The sequence below is a fragment of the Ehrlichia muris AS145 genome (assembly GCF_000508225.1).
Lineage (GTDB): Bacteria > Pseudomonadota > Alphaproteobacteria > Rickettsiales > Anaplasmataceae > Ehrlichia > Ehrlichia muris.
Window position 1 is genome coordinate 781,305 of sequence record NC_023063.1, and the last position, 16,088, is coordinate 797,392.

28 protein-coding genes and 2 tRNA genes are annotated in these 16,088 nt (G+C 31.3%); 8 read left to right on the forward strand and 22 right to left on the reverse strand.

Annotated elements, in window-relative coordinates:
- Positions 1 to 3: 3 nt before the first annotated feature.
- From rpsE to MR76_RS03070, 22 genes are all read right to left on the reverse strand, one after another.
- Complete coding sequence (gene rpsE / locus MR76_RS02965; protein WP_024072215.1) at positions 4 to 528, reverse strand: 30S ribosomal protein S5; 525 nt, start codon at positions 526 to 528, stop codon at positions 4 to 6.
- A gap of 17 nt (positions 529 to 545) precedes the next feature.
- Complete coding sequence (locus MR76_RS02970; RefSeq protein WP_024072216.1) at positions 546 to 908, reverse strand: 50S ribosomal protein L18; 363 nt, start codon at positions 906 to 908, stop codon at positions 546 to 548.
- Positions 909 to 931: 23 nt separating this feature from the next.
- Positions 932 to 1,468 (reverse strand): 50S ribosomal protein L6, encoded by a 537-nt coding sequence (gene rplF, locus MR76_RS02975; RefSeq protein WP_024072217.1) that lies wholly within the window; start codon positions 1,466 to 1,468, stop codon positions 932 to 934.
- Positions 1,469 to 1,479: 11 nt separating this feature from the next.
- Positions 1,480 to 1,878 carry a 30S ribosomal protein S8 gene (gene rpsH / locus MR76_RS02980; RefSeq protein ID WP_024072218.1) on the reverse strand — a complete coding sequence of 133 codons (399 nt, stop codon included), beginning with the start codon at positions 1,876 to 1,878 and terminating at the stop codon, positions 1,480 to 1,482.
- Between the two features lie 21 nt (positions 1,879 to 1,899).
- Entirely contained in the window at positions 1,900 to 2,205 is a 306-nt protein-coding gene (rpsN, locus tag MR76_RS02985; protein ID WP_024072219.1) for a 30S ribosomal protein S14, read from the reverse strand.
- 9 nt (positions 2,206 to 2,214) lie between these two features.
- On the reverse strand, positions 2,215 to 2,748 hold the full coding sequence (gene rplE, locus MR76_RS02990; protein ID WP_024072220.1) for a 50S ribosomal protein L5: 534 nt from the start codon (positions 2,746 to 2,748) through the stop codon (positions 2,215 to 2,217).
- 11 nt (positions 2,749 to 2,759) lie between these two features.
- On the reverse strand, positions 2,760 to 3,089 hold the full coding sequence (gene rplX / locus MR76_RS02995) for a 50S ribosomal protein L24 (protein ID WP_024072221.1): 330 nt from the start codon (positions 3,087 to 3,089) through the stop codon (positions 2,760 to 2,762).
- Between the two features lies 1 nt (position 3,090).
- A complete protein-coding gene (gene rplN, locus MR76_RS03000; RefSeq protein WP_024072222.1) occupies positions 3,091 to 3,450 on the reverse strand; it encodes a 50S ribosomal protein L14 in 360 nt (119 codons plus the stop codon).
- 14 nt (positions 3,451 to 3,464) lie between these two features.
- The gene (rpsQ, locus tag MR76_RS03005) at positions 3,465 to 3,692 is read right to left on the reverse strand and encodes a 30S ribosomal protein S17 (protein ID WP_024072223.1); all 228 of its coding nucleotides are present in this window, start codon (positions 3,690 to 3,692) and stop codon (positions 3,465 to 3,467) included.
- A complete protein-coding gene (rpmC, locus tag MR76_RS03010) occupies positions 3,685 to 3,888 on the reverse strand; it encodes a 50S ribosomal protein L29 (RefSeq protein WP_024072224.1) in 204 nt (67 codons plus the stop codon). The genes rpsQ and rpmC overlap by 8 nt, the downstream gene beginning before the upstream one ends.
- Before the next feature lie 12 nt (positions 3,889 to 3,900).
- Positions 3,901 to 4,311 carry a 50S ribosomal protein L16 gene (gene rplP, locus MR76_RS03015; protein ID WP_024072225.1) on the reverse strand — a complete coding sequence of 137 codons (411 nt, stop codon included), beginning with the start codon at positions 4,309 to 4,311 and terminating at the stop codon, positions 3,901 to 3,903.
- 16 nt (positions 4,312 to 4,327) lie between these two features.
- The gene (gene rpsC / locus MR76_RS03020) at positions 4,328 to 4,963 is read right to left on the reverse strand and encodes a 30S ribosomal protein S3 (RefSeq protein ID WP_024072226.1); all 636 of its coding nucleotides are present in this window, start codon (positions 4,961 to 4,963) and stop codon (positions 4,328 to 4,330) included.
- A gap of 3 nt (positions 4,964 to 4,966) precedes the next feature.
- On the reverse strand, positions 4,967 to 5,314 hold the full coding sequence (gene rplV / locus MR76_RS03025) for a 50S ribosomal protein L22 (protein WP_044171485.1): 348 nt from the start codon (positions 5,312 to 5,314) through the stop codon (positions 4,967 to 4,969).
- A gap of 14 nt (positions 5,315 to 5,328) precedes the next feature.
- The gene (gene rpsS / locus MR76_RS03030; RefSeq protein WP_024072228.1) at positions 5,329 to 5,610 is read right to left on the reverse strand and encodes a 30S ribosomal protein S19; all 282 of its coding nucleotides are present in this window, start codon (positions 5,608 to 5,610) and stop codon (positions 5,329 to 5,331) included.
- 3 nt (positions 5,611 to 5,613) lie between these two features.
- Complete coding sequence (gene rplB, locus MR76_RS03035; RefSeq protein WP_024072229.1) at positions 5,614 to 6,444, reverse strand: 50S ribosomal protein L2; 831 nt, start codon at positions 6,442 to 6,444, stop codon at positions 5,614 to 5,616.
- 7 nt (positions 6,445 to 6,451) lie between these two features.
- Positions 6,452 to 6,742, reverse strand: a complete 291-nt coding sequence (locus tag MR76_RS03040) for a 50S ribosomal protein L23 (RefSeq protein ID WP_024072230.1) — start codon at positions 6,740 to 6,742, stop codon at positions 6,452 to 6,454.
- On the reverse strand, positions 6,739 to 7,356 hold the full coding sequence (gene rplD, locus MR76_RS03045; protein ID WP_024072231.1) for a 50S ribosomal protein L4: 618 nt from the start codon (positions 7,354 to 7,356) through the stop codon (positions 6,739 to 6,741). Before rplD ends, MR76_RS03040 begins: the two co-directional genes overlap by 4 nt.
- A 7-nt stretch (positions 7,357 to 7,363) precedes the next feature.
- On the reverse strand, positions 7,364 to 8,059 hold the full coding sequence (gene rplC / locus MR76_RS03050; protein ID WP_044171488.1) for a 50S ribosomal protein L3: 696 nt from the start codon (positions 8,057 to 8,059) through the stop codon (positions 7,364 to 7,366).
- Positions 8,052 to 8,381, reverse strand: a complete 330-nt coding sequence (gene rpsJ, locus MR76_RS03055; RefSeq protein WP_024072233.1) for a 30S ribosomal protein S10 — start codon at positions 8,379 to 8,381, stop codon at positions 8,052 to 8,054. The genes rplC and rpsJ overlap by 8 nt, the downstream gene beginning before the upstream one ends.
- A 7-nt stretch (positions 8,382 to 8,388) precedes the next feature.
- The gene (tuf, locus tag MR76_RS03060; protein ID WP_024071794.1) at positions 8,389 to 9,576 is read right to left on the reverse strand and encodes an elongation factor Tu; all 1,188 of its coding nucleotides are present in this window, start codon (positions 9,574 to 9,576) and stop codon (positions 8,389 to 8,391) included.
- Between the two features lie 42 nt (positions 9,577 to 9,618).
- Positions 9,619 to 9,689 (reverse strand) — tRNA-Gly (locus tag MR76_RS03065).
- 7 nt (positions 9,690 to 9,696) lie between these two features.
- Positions 9,697 to 9,779, reverse strand: a tRNA-Tyr gene (locus tag MR76_RS03070).
- Between the two features lie 157 nt (positions 9,780 to 9,936).
- Between MR76_RS03070 and rlmB the strand changes: the two genes are divergently transcribed.
- The 8 genes from rlmB (at position 9,937) to MR76_RS03110 (ending at position 16,047) form a co-directional block, all read left to right on the forward strand.
- A complete protein-coding gene (gene rlmB / locus MR76_RS03075) occupies positions 9,937 to 10,695 on the forward strand; it encodes a 23S rRNA (guanosine(2251)-2'-O)-methyltransferase RlmB (RefSeq protein WP_024072234.1) in 759 nt (252 codons plus the stop codon).
- The gene (gene cmk / locus MR76_RS03080) at positions 10,676 to 11,320 is read left to right on the forward strand and encodes a (d)CMP kinase (RefSeq protein WP_024072235.1); all 645 of its coding nucleotides are present in this window, start codon (positions 10,676 to 10,678) and stop codon (positions 11,318 to 11,320) included. The genes rlmB and cmk overlap by 20 nt, the downstream gene beginning before the upstream one ends.
- A gap of 65 nt (positions 11,321 to 11,385) precedes the next feature.
- A complete protein-coding gene (locus MR76_RS03085; protein WP_024072236.1) occupies positions 11,386 to 13,089 on the forward strand; it encodes a 30S ribosomal protein S1 in 1,704 nt (567 codons plus the stop codon).
- Positions 13,090 to 13,102: 13 nt separating this feature from the next.
- On the forward strand, positions 13,103 to 13,969 hold the full coding sequence (sppA, locus tag MR76_RS03090) for a signal peptide peptidase SppA (protein WP_024072237.1): 867 nt from the start codon (positions 13,103 to 13,105) through the stop codon (positions 13,967 to 13,969).
- 5 nt (positions 13,970 to 13,974) lie between these two features.
- Positions 13,975 to 14,238 carry an HU family DNA-binding protein gene (locus MR76_RS03095; RefSeq protein WP_024072238.1) on the forward strand — a complete coding sequence of 88 codons (264 nt, stop codon included), beginning with the start codon at positions 13,975 to 13,977 and terminating at the stop codon, positions 14,236 to 14,238.
- A gap of 32 nt (positions 14,239 to 14,270) precedes the next feature.
- Positions 14,271 to 14,552 (forward strand): DUF4164 domain-containing protein, encoded by a 282-nt coding sequence (locus MR76_RS03100; RefSeq protein WP_024072239.1) that lies wholly within the window; start codon positions 14,271 to 14,273, stop codon positions 14,550 to 14,552.
- Positions 14,553 to 14,557: 5 nt separating this feature from the next.
- Positions 14,558 to 14,926: a cell division protein ZapA gene (locus MR76_RS03105; protein WP_024072240.1), complete on the forward strand. Its 369-nt coding sequence runs from the start codon at positions 14,558 to 14,560 to the stop codon at positions 14,924 to 14,926.
- Positions 14,927 to 15,225: 299 nt separating this feature from the next.
- The gene (locus tag MR76_RS03110; protein WP_144445932.1) at positions 15,226 to 16,047 is read left to right on the forward strand and encodes a hypothetical protein; all 822 of its coding nucleotides are present in this window, start codon (positions 15,226 to 15,228) and stop codon (positions 16,045 to 16,047) included.
- Positions 16,048 to 16,088: the final 41 nt, after the last annotated feature.

A 16,088-nucleotide genomic window follows, 5' to 3' on the forward strand; every position in this document is an offset into this window, starting at 1 on the left:
AAATTACCTATTTTCAATAATATCACCTATCTTCCTACTCCTTTTATTAGCTACCTGCTTCGGTGATAGCATTTTTCTAAAAGCAGCAAAAACAGCATATACAACGTTATGTGGATTTGAAGATCCTATAGATTTTGCTACAACATCTTGCACCCCTAAAACTTCAAAAATTAAACGTATAGAACCACCAGCTATAATACCTGTACCTACCTTAGCTGACCTTAACATAACTTTACTTGAACAAAACTTAGCTTTCACATCATGATGTAAAGTCCTAGATTCACGTAAGTGAACTCTGATCATATTCTTCTTAGCAGCATTAACAGCTTTGATTTTAGCTTCAGATACTTCAAGATGTTTACCTATTCCACAACCAACTTTACCTTTCTCATCACCTATAACTACTAACACTGAGAAAGAAAACCTACGGCCACCTTTTACAACTTTTGCAACCCGCCTCACAGAAACTATCAATTCAGAAAAATCATTAGAACCATGAACATTTCGTGACTTCTTTACAACATCCATATTATAAAACCTATTTATTAAAACTCAAAACCATAACTCCGCAATTCATTCGCAAAATCAGAAACTATTCCCGTATACTTATAGAGGCCTCTATCGAAAATAAATTTTTTACAATTATCCAATTTATTTAATCGATCAGACATCAACTTTGCAACAACCTTTACAGAATAACTGTTAACCTTCCTATTAGTTAAAGCAACAACTTCACGTTCTAAAGTAGATGCTGAAGCAAACGTTTTACCACATTTATCATCTATTAATTGAACATAAAAGTGCCTATTTGATTTGAAAATAGATAACCTTAATAAAGATGAATTTCTTTTTAATTTTAATCTAACACGCCTTTTACGCCTTTCAAGTCTAGTACAATTATATACCATAATTTTAACCATTACCTCATTTCTTACTTTTTCTTATTAACTTCTTTCCTATGAACATATCTACCTTTAATAGAGATACCTTTACCTTTATACGGATTATATTTCCTAATTGAACATATATCAGATGCTACCATATATACTTTTTGTTTATCAAAACCCTTAACCAATATTTGAGTGGGTTTAACACATTGAATAACAATACCTTTAGGGATCTTATATTTTATACCATGACTAAAACCCAATGATAAAGATAAATATTCACCGTTAACTTCAGCTTTATAACCAACACCGTTAACTTCAAGTTCAACTACTAATCCTTGAGATAAGCCTATGGCATAATTATTAATTATACTTCTGTAAGTTCCCCACATTACTCTCGACTTGATAGACTTATCACTAGTACGCAACATAATCTTGCCATCAGTAATATCACAAAGAATACCATGATTTAAAGTCAATTTTAATGAATTCTCACTATTCTTTAAGATAAGCTGATTATCAACTAAATCTACCTGAACATTACTAGGAACCGCTATAGGCACAGAACCAACTCTTGACATTAATTAATCTCCTAAAAAACACCACATAAAATCTCTCCACCAACACCAGACTTACGAGCATTATAATCTGACATAATTCCTTTAGACGTCGATATTATATATAAGCCTAACCCATTATAAAACTTAGGCATACCTTTAGCTGAACAATAGCACCTCTTACCTGGCTTTGATATTCTAGCGATCTGACTAATTACAGGTGCACCATTATAATATTTAAGTTTCACTTCAAAAAACTTTATATTAGAACTCTTTGACTTCTCAATAAATCCATCTATATATCCTTCTGAAAGTAAAATTTGTAATATAGCATGAATAACATAAGAATAAGAAACCTCTATCACCTTATTCATGCTTAATTGTCCATTACGTATACTTGTTAAAAAATTAGCAATAGGATCTGACAAAGACACTACTAACCCCTCCTTTCAATATTACCAACTAGATTTAGTCAACCCAGGTATTTGTCCAATTGAACCTAATTGACGTAAAACAATACGAGAAACCTTAAACTTTCTATAACATCCTCTAGGTCTTCCAGTAATTAAACACCTATTTCTAATTCTAATATAAGATGAATCTTTAGGAAGCTTAGATAACTTTATTTGAGCTAAGAACCTATCATTCATAGAAATAGATTGATCTTTAATTATAGCTTTTAACTTCTCTCTCTTACTCTTCAATCTATTACAAATAGATATACGCTTTAAATTTCTTTGTATAACAGATTTTCTTGACATAAATACCCTTTAATTAATAAATGGAAGACCAAATTCCATTAACAACAACTTAGCATCATTATTGTTAACTGCATTTGTGACAATGTTAATATCTAACCCTAGTATTTTATCTATTTTATCATAATCTATTTCTAAAAATGAAATATGCTCCTTTATACCAATCGATAGGTTACCACAACCATCAAACTGATTAACAGATAATCCTTTGAAATCCTGTTCTCTAGGAAGAACAACATGAATAAGTCTCTCTAAAAATTCATACATTTTATTATTCCTTAAAGTAACCTTACATCCAATAGGAAAACCTTTACGTATCTTAAATCCAGCTATAGATTTTTTTGCATAAGTTGCTACAGGCTTCTGACCAGCTATTAATGCAAGATCACGTACACAAGAATTCATAACTTTACTATCAGAACCACTTACACCTAATCCTATATTTAAACAAACTTTTACAATTTTAGGAACTTGCATCACATTGCTATACCCAAGCTTAACTTTCAAAGATGGTACAATATGACTCTTATATAAATCCTTTAACATAAAAAAACAACCTATTCTATAATTTTGCCAGAAGATTTCATAAAACGCACTTTTCTTTCATCAATAAATTTATAACCTACTCTTGTTTGAACCCCAAGTGTAGAATCAAATAATGCAACATTTGAAAGATTTATAGGCTTCTCAACATTTATAATACCGCCATCACTCTTTTGAGTGGCTTTAACACTCTTCTTACATACATTAACCCCTGAAATTATTGCAAAAGAAACATCTTTACCATAATGCTTTTTTTTCAGAATTTTTACTACTTTTCCCATTTTTCCTTTATCTTTGCCACTGATTATTATAACATCATCACCAGCAATAATCTTCATACCCATCTTATAATACCTCTACAGCTAAAGACATAACCTTAGAAAAAAGACCAAAAGGTAATTTTTTAATCGGACCAAATACACGAGTCCCTAATGGATCACCTTGATCATTAATTAATACAACAGCATTACTTGAAAATCTTATAACACTTCCATCTAACCTACGTACTGCTTCCTTTACCCTAACAACCACTGCTTTGTAAACTTTCCCTTTACTAACTTTTCCTCTCGGAGTAATTACCTTAGTGGAAACAATAATAATATCACCAACTGAAGCAGATTTCTTACCACCTAACAATCCTATACACAACACTTTACGTGCACCAGAATTATCTGCAACATCTAATAAAGTATTCTTCTGTATCATAAACTTATTACCTTCTAAATTACAATCCACCTTTTAGTAGCAGATATAGGTACATGCTCCTGTATCTTCACAACATCACCACACTTATACTGATTATGTTCATCATGTACTACATAATTCTTACGCTTTTTTATTATTTTCTTATATGTCTTATGCTTTATCATATGAGAAACCATTACCTTTATAGTTTTATCACATTTTGCACCAACTACAATACCTGTTAAAACTCTCTTATTAGACATGCTTTTCCTCTTTTTTCTTTTCGTTCAATATTGTTAATACCCTGGCTATATCTTTTTTTATATTTGTACAATAAAAATGGTTGCTTGATTTATCAACTTTCTTGCTCAATACAGCATTAACCAATTCCTTCCTCAAACTTACTAACAACTCACACAACTCACTATTAGTTTTAGATCTTATATCAACAATATCCATAGCTCAACACCTTTACAATTCATCACTAACAAACTTACATTTCATTGGAAGCTTAGCTTGAGCTTTATTCAATGCTTCCTTTGCTAAATTTAATGAAACTCCACCTATTTCAAACAATATCTTACCAGGCTTGACTTTACATACCCACATTTCAACACTTCCCTTTCCTTTTCCCATACGAACATCCATAGGTTTTTTACTGACAGAAGTATGACAAAATGCTCTGATCCATACTTTACCAACACGTTTTAAAGTCCTTGAAATACTTCTTCTTGCAGATTCAATTTGTTTAGAAGTTAACCTACTTGGCTCTAAAGCTTTTAATCCATAAGACCCAAAAGATAAAGTATATCCACCTTTTGCATTACCGCTAATACGCCCTTTAAAATCCTTCTTATATTTAGTTTTCTTAGGTATAAACATAATTTCTACTCACTAATTACTCATTACTCGATTTCATATCGCCAAGATAAACCCAAACCTTAACACCTATTATTCCATAAATTGTTTTTGCTTCACAAAAACCATAATCTATATTGGCCCTAAAAGTATGCAATGGAATACTTCCTTCCTTATACCACTCAGTTCTAGCAATCTCAGCTCCACCTAATCTACCAGCACAACTAACCTTTATTCCTTTTGCCCCTACCTTTAAACAATTTTGTACACTTCTTTTCATTGCACGCCTAAAAGATATTCTCTTTTCTAATTGCTGTGCTATATTTTCTGCTATTAAAACTGCTTTCAATTCAGGTTTCTTTATTTCTATTATATTTAATTCAATATTATTATTTATCATTTTAACAATTTGCTGCTTTACTTTATCAACATCAGCCCCTTTTTTACCTATGATTACACCAGGTTTAGCAGAATATACGTTAACTATGATTACATCTACTTTTCTAGCTATAACAACCTTACTAATCGAAGCATGATAAAAAGCCTTTTTTATAAACTTACGTAATAAAAAATCTTCATGTAACTTTGTAGTATAATCTTTATTAGCATACCACAAAGAGTCCCACGTATTGATTATCTTTAACCTTAATCCAATAGGATTAGACTTCTGACCCATAAATTACATCCTCTCAAATAATTTTATTACAACATTACCATAATGCTTATGCACTCTACATGCTTTACCTCGTGCACGAGCATGAATCCTACGCAAAGAAAAAGATTTTCCGACCAGAACCTCTTTTACGTAAAGATTATCAAGATCAACATTACAATTGGCTTGCGCATTGGCAACAGCAGATTTTAAAACCTTGCTGATATATCTAGCAGACTTCTTTTTACAAAATTTTAAATACATTATAGCTACAGATACATCTTTTCCTCTAATCAAATCAGCAACCAAATTTAATTTAGAAGGAGTAGATCTTAGCCCAACCCCTTTAGCTATTATTGATACTTCTTTACTCATAATTTAAACCAATTTTACTTCCTAGATACCTTCTTATCACTCACATGGCCAGTATAACGACGAGTTGGAGAAAATTCACCAAACTTACGCCCAACCATATTATCATTAACTTTCACAGGAACATAAGTTTTACCATTATAAACCCCAAAAGTTAAGCCTATAAATTTATTTAAGATCACAGAAGACCTAGAATGAATATTGATAATAGAATTTAATTTATTTTGAGCCACAGCTTTATTTACCAATCGTAAAACATGCGGTGCACAAAAAGGAGGTTTCTTAACAGATCTAGACATATTCTACCCTTTATCAGATACACGCTTAATATATTTATTACTAGATTTATTTCTTTTTCTAGTCTTTTTCCCTTTTGTTGATACACCCCACGGAGTAACAGGATTCCTACCTCCAGAAGTTTTACCTTCACCTCCACCATGAGGATGATCTATAGGATTCATCGCAACACCACGCACAGTAGGCCTAATACCTAACCATCTACTTCTTCCTGCTTTACCTAATTTTACGTTTTGATTATCTAGATTAGACACTATACCTATAGTAGCACAACAATCAGATAATACTTTTCTTATCTCTCCTGAACTTAACCTTAATAAAACATATATACCATCTTTACTCATCAATTGAGCATAAGTACCAGCAGCTCTTGAAATTACTCCACCATTGCCAGGTCTTAGCTCAACATTATGAACAAATGTACCCACAGGAATTGACTTTAACATAAGACAATTTCCAGGTAATATATCAGCCCCATCCCCAGATACAACAACATCACCTTTTTTCAACCCATTAGGCGCAATTATATAAGACTTCTCACCATCATCATAAGATAATAGCGCAATAAATGCTGTTCTATTTGGATCATATTCTAACCTTTCAACAGTCGCAGGAATACCAAATTTATTCCTTTTAAAATCAATAATTCTATATAAGCGCTTATGACCCTTACCACGATGACGCACAGTAATAACACCACGAGAGTTTCTACCACCAGAAGAAATCTTATAACTAACTAAAGACTTTTCTGGCTTACCCTTCCATAGCATTGATTTATCTAACAACACAGTACCACGTAAAGATGCTGTTACTGAATTTAAATTCTTAATACCCATCTTAATTCTATTTCATTCCCATATACTTAAAATTTTGATCTTTTGGTAAAGAAAAATAAACCTTTTTTCTATCTTTCCTACGGCCAAATATACCTTTAAAATATTTTTTCTTCCCTTTCTGATTTAAAACATTAATACGAATAGCATCTAAGTCAAATACAACTTTCAAAGCCTTTTTGATTCTTTGTTTATTAGCATCAACAGATACGTATACAGCATACTTATTAAACTTCTCATTTAATAATACTGCTTTCTCTGTAATAATAGAGGACTGTATAACGTTAAAATAATTAATCATAATAACCTTTCTTCTAAATATTTCACAGCTCTAACAGTCAAAATTATGCAATCATGTCTTAAAAGATCTAAAACATTTGTTCCAACTTGCTTTAATAAAGTTACATTATGCAAATTTCTACAAGAGCAAACCACACTTTTATTATAATCTTTATCAATAATCAGAAAAGATTTATGCCTGAAATTTTTAATAAATTGCAATACTTGTGTAGTCTTCACAAAATTAACATCAATACTATCTAAAATCAACAATTTATCGCAAGAATTCTTTAACGATAAAGCAACCTTCAACCCTAAATTACGAACTTTCTTGTTTAATGAGTAAGCATGACTTCTTACTACAGGACCGAAAATAACAGCACCACCTCTAAATTGTGGACTACGTAGACTACCTTGCCTTGCCCTACCAGTATGTTTCTGTCTATGAGGCTTAGCAGTTGTACCAGAAACATCACCTATAGTTTTCGTTTTATGTGTCCCAGCACGCCTTTTAGATAATTGCCAATCAACTACCATCTTTAATATATCTGGCCTATAATTCACAGAAAATATCAAAGGATTTAAATTAATCGTCCCAACTTTATCACTACTTACATTTATTATACTAACTTCCATATTGAGCTCACACAACATTATCTAATTTTAAATCTTCAACACATACAGGAAAAGAATTCTTTGGCACCGACTTTTTTATAGCATCTTTCACAAAAATATAAGATCCCTTAGCCCCAGGAATATTATTACCTTTTACAACTAATAAAGATCTTTCTTGATCAACTAAAATAACTCTAAGATTTTGTACTGTTACTTTACTATCTCCTAAATGACCAGCCATTTTTTTCCCTTTATATACCCTACCAGGATCCTGACACTGACCTGTTGAACCTTGAGATCTATGAGCAATAGAAACACCATGAGATGCTTTTAACCCCTTAAAATTATGTCGCTTCATAACACCAGCAAAACCTTTTCCTAAAGAATATCCAGTAACATCAACGTACTGATCTTTAACAAAATGAGTAATAGAAATCTTAGCACCTTCTACTAGATTATCTAGATTATCAACCTTAGATTCAAAGATCTTACACTTGGCAGTAATATTTCTTCTTTCTAAAATCTTTGATTGAGGCTTCTTTAGATTAACAGAAGCTTCCACACCTAATACCACAGCATTATAACCATGAACATCTTTAGTCTTTGTAGAAATAATAAAAGAATTTCTTAAATGCAATAAAGTAACTGGTACTCTTTTGCCTTCATTATCAAAAATTGCAGTATGACCTACCTTTTCTAAAAATAACCCTATTCTTTTAGCCATTGTTACCCCCCCCAATCACCTTAACCTTAACATCTACACCAGCAGGTAATTGCAAGCTCATCAATGCTTGAATAATTGTAGAATTAGCTTTTGGCAGACTAATTAAACGCTTATGAGTTCTAATTTCAAATTGTTCTCTAGATTTCTTGTCAACATGAGTAGATCGATTAACAATAAACTTCATAATCTTACGAGGAAAAAAAATTGGACCATTAACACGTGCACCACTTCTCTTGGCAGTCAAAATAATACTACGTGCAGACCTATCCAATAAACAACTATCAAATGCCTTAAGCTCAATATATATCTTTTGCGTCACCATAAAATACCTACTCCAAAATTTCAGTAATAATACCAGAGCCTACAGTTCTACCACCTTCACGAATTGCAAATCTCAATCCCTTATCAATAGCAACAGGCTTATCTAAACTTACTTCGATATTTATATTATCTCCAGGCATTACCATCTCAACTCCATCAGGTAATTTTATACTCCCTGTTACATCAGTCGTTCTAACATAAAATTGTGGCTGATAATTTGAGAAAAATGGCGTATGTCTCCCACCTTCTTCTTTCTTTAATATATATACCTCTGCCTTGAATTTCTTATATGAATGTATCTGACCAGGCGCACTTAATACTTGCCCCCTTTCTACATCTTCCTTCTTTATTCCTCTTAATAATATACCAGCATTATCCCCTGCTTCACCTGCATCTAATGCCTTATGGAACATTTCAACTCCAGTACATACTGTGCTTTGCACATCACGTAACCCTACTATTTCTATTTTATCTCCTACTTTGATTACTCCTCTTTCTATCCTTCCTGTTACTACTGTACCCCTTCCAGGTATTGAAAATACATCTTCTATTGACATTAAAAATGGCTTGTCTTTTTCTCTTGTTGGTAAATTTATTTTCTCTAAGGCACTCATCAATTCCATAATCTTTTCACTCCACACACCTGAGCCTGTTTCTTCTTCTAATGCCTTAACTGCAGATCCCCTCACAACATCTATATCATCCCCTGGATATCCATATTTTGATAATAATTCTCTTATCTCCATTTCAACTAATGACAACATCTCTTCATCATCTACAACATCACATTTATTCATCCATACTACTATGTCTTTTACTCCAACTTGTTTTGCTAATAGTATATGTTCTCTTGTTTGAGGCATTGCTCCATCAGTTGCAGATACTACTAATATTGCTGCATCCATTTGCGCAGCACCTGTTATCATATTTTTTATATAATCAGCATGTCCTGGACAATCTACATGCGCATAATGTCTATTTTCTGTTTCATATTCTACATGTGCCGTTGAAATGGTTATACCTCTTGCCTTCTCTTCTGGTGCTTTATCTATTTCATCATATTTTACACTCTTATTACCTTCTCCACTCAATCTCTTCGCTAACACTGTTGTTAACGCGGCTGTCAATGTTGTCTTGCCGTGATCAACATGCCCTATTGTCCCTACATTTATATGTGGTTTCCTTTCCTCTACCATAAACAAATACCTTTAACACCGTTAAACCATTTCAAAATAAAGAGCGGATAGTGGGAATCGAACCCACATAGTCAGCTTGGAAGGCTGAAACTCTACCATTGAGCTATACCCGCATAACCGTGGAGGAGGTAGGATTTGAACCTACGATCACGTCAGTGGACAGATTTACAGTCTGTTGCCTTAGACCACTCGGCCACTCCTCCTAAAAACACTAATGCTAACCTAATATCTTATTAATTAACATAAAAAAATAAAAACGATACCAAAAAAATTTAGATTAGAATTGATTTAACTAAATTAAAGATTACAATATGTCAATATCTAATTAAAAAAAAAGTCAAAAATAACAACAACATTTCTATGAACAAAAGTAAAGTATTAATTTACGGAAAACACGCATGCATTGCTGCTTTGCAAAACAAGAATAGGGAGTGCTATGAACTTTTAGTAACAGAAAGCTTTATGCAAAACAATAACGAAATATCTAAAATTTCAGAATTATGCAAACAAAAGAATATAAATTTAAAACAAGTAAGCCTTAATTATATCAATTCACTTTTACCACATAATAGTAATCATCAAGGCATTGTATTAAAAGCATCAACTATTAATTCAATAACAATAGAAGAAGTATTAAATACATCTAAAGAAAATTCAACCATAATACTCTTAGACCAAGTTACAGATATCCATAATATAGGATCCATCATCAGATCAGCTGTATGTTTTAATGTAGATGCTATTATACTACCATATCATAATTCACCTTCAGAAAATTGTGGCATGTCAAAAACCTCAAGTGGGGCTATCGAAATGATCCCAATTGTATATGTAATAAATATAGTCAATACAATGAAATTGTTAAAAAAAGCAGGTTACTGGTGCTATGGGTTTGATGCAAAAGAAGGAGAATTTTTACACAAAACAACACTAGACAGAAAAAAACTAATAATTTTTGGGGCAGAAAGCAAAGGAATGCGCAAATTAACAAAAGAAAATTGTGATTTTCTATTAAAAATTGCAATATCAGGAAAAATCGATAGCTTAAATGTATCAAATGCAGCAGCTATAGCATTATATTCTGTTTTTACACAAAATCATGACCAAGCATTGCAATAATTTCGTTATAACAATTGATGGTCCTTCTGCTTCAGGAAAAGGAAGTTTAGCTAGGAAATTAGCAAACTTCCTTAATTTTCAATATTTAGATACAGGAAAAATATATAGGATAATAGCTGCAATATTTGGAATATCAGCACAAAATAATTTAAAAATTGATAGCAACTTAGAAGAAAGAATATTATCATTACTTCTAGAGGATAGTAATACTACATTATACAACAATGAAGACATAGCTAAGATTGCTTCAATTTTAGCAAGACACAAACATATTAGACTTGCGTTATTACCTATACAGCGTAGACTTATCTATTCAGCAGAACCAGGAATCATTCTTGATGGTAGGGATACATCTTCTGTAGTCTTTCCTAATGCAGATTTTAAAATTTTTATTACAGCACAAACATCCATTAGAGCGCAAAGAAGATTCAAAGAAATGCTACATCAGAAGAAACAAATGTATAAAACAATACATCAGCAGATAATAGAACGAGATATCAGGGATACTTATAGAGAATTCTCACCCTTGATACAGGTAAAAGACGCATTATACATTAATGCTTCATACATGACTAAGGAACAGGTATTTTCATATATTAAAGAAAAAATAAAAACCTACTTGTAAAGTATGGTAAATAATAATAATATGATTTTTACTGCTTTTGCTAATTTTAAAATAGGCTATATTTTATGGAAAACCTTCAAACAAAACCAAATTTAGAATCGGACAATTATTTGCATAATATAAAAAAAATAAAATCTAATAAATTTATTAGCCATAATCTTGAAACAGAAGACTTTGATAATAATAGTAGTTCAGAATTTCAGCATGCATTAAAAGGATTCATCGATGACAGCGTAAAAGAAGGACAAATAATAGAAGGTACTATTATCTGCATAGACAAAGGATATGTAACAATAGATTCAGGATTAAAATCTGAAAGTATCATTTCACTTAAAGAATTTGAGCTCGGTGATGATTATCAAAACATTGCCATAGGATCCAAAGTAAAGCTATATTTAGAGAAAATAGAAGGTCGTAATGGCAGTGTAGTATTGAGCAGAGAGAAAGCTATCAGAGATGAATTATGGCAGAAACTTGAAGAAGCTGCAGAAAAGAAAGAAGACGTTGAAGGAGTAATATTCAGTTCAATTAAGTGTGGATATACTGTTGATATAAAAGGTGTTGTAGCATTTTTACCAGCAAGTCATGTAGCTTTAAGACAAGTTAAAGATATTACTCCGTTGTTAGGCAAAAAGCAAAAATTTCGTATATTAAAGATGGATAAAAAGCAAGGCAATATTGTAGTATCAAGGAAAGCTATACTAGAAGAATCTCTTGCAGATGCTAAAAGTTTATATCTCAATCAATTGAACGAAGGAGATATTATTGAAGGTAAAGTTAAAAGTATAACTAAGTATGGTGTGTTTATAGAAATACATGAATCCCCTTCAGTCGGTGTGGTTGATGGGCTATTACATATAACTGACATATCATGGAGCCGTGTAAGTCACCCTTCAGCTGTTTTTTCATGCGGTCAAACTGTAAAAACAAAAATTATAAAGATTGATCGTGAAAATAAGAAAATTTCTCTCGGTGTAAAACAATTAGAAGAGAGTCCATGGTCAAATATTGAGAAAAAATATCCTGTTGATAGTGTTCATAAAGGTATTGTAACAAGTATTGAAGAGTACGGTGTTTTTGTTGAATTAGAAACAGGAATAGAAGGGTTAGTTCATGTATCTGAAGTAAGTTGGACAAAAAATTCTTTACCTATAAATCAGCTGTTTATGAGGGGTGAAGAAATTCAGGTTAAAGTATTAAGTATAGATACAACTAAAAGCCGTATGAGTCTTAGCATGAAAAGGTGCCAAGATAATCCATGGCAAGCATTTACGCTAAAATATCCTTTAGGTTCTGTTGTATCCACAAAAATAAAAAATATCACAAATCTTGGTATATTTGTTTCATTCCAAGACAACACACTTAATGATGGCATTGAAGGCTTAATACGTACTACAGAATTAAGTTGGTCTTTATCGCCAGAAGCAGCAATAAAAAAATATAGTGTTGGAGATTGTGTAGAAGCAAAAATATTAATGATAAATCCAAACAAAAGTAAAATAGATCTTGGAATAAAACAACTAGAATATGATCCTTTTCTTGACTTACTAAAGAAAACTAATTTAGGAGATAACATACCAGTTACAGTCACCAAAGTTGTTGAAGATACTGGCATATTAGTTGATGTATTTAACGGATCAAATAGCTTTAATCTTTTGATTGAACAAGAATATTTACCTGATAATAAGAAGTTCTTTCCAGGAGACAAGTTAGAGGCTGAAGTATTGCTTATTGAAACTTACAATATGGTATTATCATTGAAGCATTGAATAGGGTTACCTCATGTCTGATCAGTTACTAAAAATAGAAATATTAAATTCCAGAGTAAAGTTATGGAGGATCTTAGCATTCTTTATGATATTTATATCGCTAATATTGAGTAACTACATTGATCTATCAAATGTCAGTAATTTTTTAGATAATCAGTATATTGCTAAAATCAATATTGAAGGTAAAATTGACACAAATAACGAAACGTATATGTTACTGAAAAGGGTTGCTGAAAGTAATAACATTACAGGGTTAATATTAAATATCAATAGTCCAGGAGGTTCAGTAACAGGTAGTGAGATTTTATATCAAGGTATACGTAACGTTTCGAAAAATAAACCAGTAGTTGCGTTATTAAATGATTTTGCTGCATCAGGTGGGTACATGGCTGCAGTGGCTGCAGATCATATAATATCTCGTCACACTACTATTACTGGTTCTATTGGTGTGTTAATGCAATATATTGGTATTAGTTCTTTAGCAGAAAAAATGGGTATTTCTTTAAAATCAATCAAATCTTCAGATTTAAAAGCAGAAATATCCCCTTTTGAAGAATTGACAAAGGAAAAAGAAGAATCAATACGTCGTATTATTAAAGAATATTATGAGTACTTTGTTGATGTGGTAGCAGATCGCAGAAAAATGGACAGGACTCAAGTACTGAAAATAGCAAATGGCAGTGTGTACACAGGATCAGAAGCATTATCTATAGGGCTAATTGACCAAATCGGCGGAGAAGATGAAGCAATGGATTGGTTTCATTCACAAAATATTAACACAAAAAAAGTCAAAACCTTATCAAAAAAATCATATCAATCTACATTTCGAAATGTAAGCTCAATTATATCTCAGGTTATTCATTATTATATTAACAAATAAATATCATGTTAAAATCACATTTAATTCAACATATATCCAAAAAAAATCCTTCTCTCAGTGAGGAAATAATATCTAAAATATTAAATATATTTTTTTCATTAATTATAGATTACTTAAAGAATGATTGCAGAGTAGAATTAAGAGGTTTTGGATCATTTACAGTAAGAAGTTATAATATAAAAATTGCTAATACAAGGTTAGCAAAAAATAAATATCGGAAAGTATACTTTAGAGCTAGTAATAAATTTATCAAGCTGATAAATCAATAAGCTATAACTAAATATAAATTAGATGGTTTATTATGAATCAAATAAATAACTTTCATAATTCAGAGTTTCAGCAGAGTTTAGATGAAGCATTTGATAGGTTAGAATCTTTATTAGCACAAAAATTAAGTCATAAAAACAATATATCACAGTATAAAGCAACTATAGAATTACTTACTGAAGAAAAGAACAAATTAGACAAACAGCTTATAAGCAAAACAAATGAATGTAACAATTGGAAGGAGACATGCCACGAAGTTATCAATCGTTTAAATTCTACAATAGAAAACATCCAGGCTATTTTAAAAAAGGAGTAAGTTAAGTGAATAGCTCTAATCCACAAGTCATTGAAATTACTGTCAGAAATAACAAATACAGATTAGCATGTAATAAGACAGAAGAATGCCACTTGCTTAACTTAGTAGATAAGTTCAATAAATTGGTTAATTCAATATCAAGTGCAGAAAAAGGTAAAGGTTCTGATGCTTTAATATTTTTACTAGCAGGATTAACACTAGAAGATGAGAAAAACGAGCTAAAAATTCAACTAAAAAAAACAAAAGACGAAATGTTAATGTATAAGAAATATTTTGATGACTATTTAAAACTCAAAAATGAGATAAGTAATATCTCATCACATACCTTATTAAGAATAGAAAAATTAATTCATAATTTAGAAAAATCTTTCTAGTTTATATGCCTCCATTTTATTTACTACTTAAAAAAGCTAACAAAACCATACACTACAAGAATACTAGATTTATCATATATATTAAGTAAATATTCCTATATACTAAATAAAAAACCAAAGTATAATGTCCTATTACATCAATTAGGTAGCATTATATGGATATGTCAAAATTTACAGAGGATCTACACATCAAGCTGAAAAATTCATTGTTTTGCGGTTTTAAAGGATGGTTAATTTTTCATTTGAGCACTCTTACTTTATTAGAGCTATCACTTTATAATATGTGTTATGGAAAGCACATGTCAGATCTTCAAAGAACAATCATTAAAGAGAGCAAACAAAATACAAAGTATCAGATAAAAAATCATATTATTCCATTTCTTGAAGTTATGATTGTCATGCCTACAGTATTTCTTGCGATATATTACTCAGGACCACAAATTTTTGGAGCACAATTCACACCATTAGAAACACATCTGTTATGTTTAGCCGTATGTATGAGCATTATGATAATGATCTGTATGACTCTAAGAGTATTAGGGATAAGAAAAGATTGCTGCCAGACAATAGGTCATCCAATATACAGAAATTCTTCTGCAGGTAACAATGACTACGTACACTTTACAATCCCTAGTGATCAGGAACCCACAAAATATCCCACAGAATATAATAATACTACTGCATTACCTAAAATGAAAACCATACTTCTTTCTATGCTAATGACTCCTTTAACAGCACTAAAAGCAATTATAGAATTATCTCTTTTTACTATAGGAATACTAGAGCTTCCATTCAATCTTATTCTTGATTTAAGCATATCACTATATCATATAATCAAAGGCTCTAAAACTTCCATAGAAGAGTTTACACATTCTAGAGAACATGTTAAGCATATGGCTAGTTTCTTATATGCAGGAACTAGAGATCTAATAGTAGTATGCAGCCTCGGAATATTAAATGCTAAAATAATAAAACATGATAAATTATCTTGTAGATCTCCCATATCATACCTTGATGAAATGTTAGTAGATTGCCCCACACCGAAAAACACAGAAACAAAAACAACTACCCCCCCACATTGTCCGGGATGCAGCAAGTCAAAGCAAGTAACAGTACTATAAATAATGTACATTTAACTTGCAGTTCTGTACAATTAATCTTT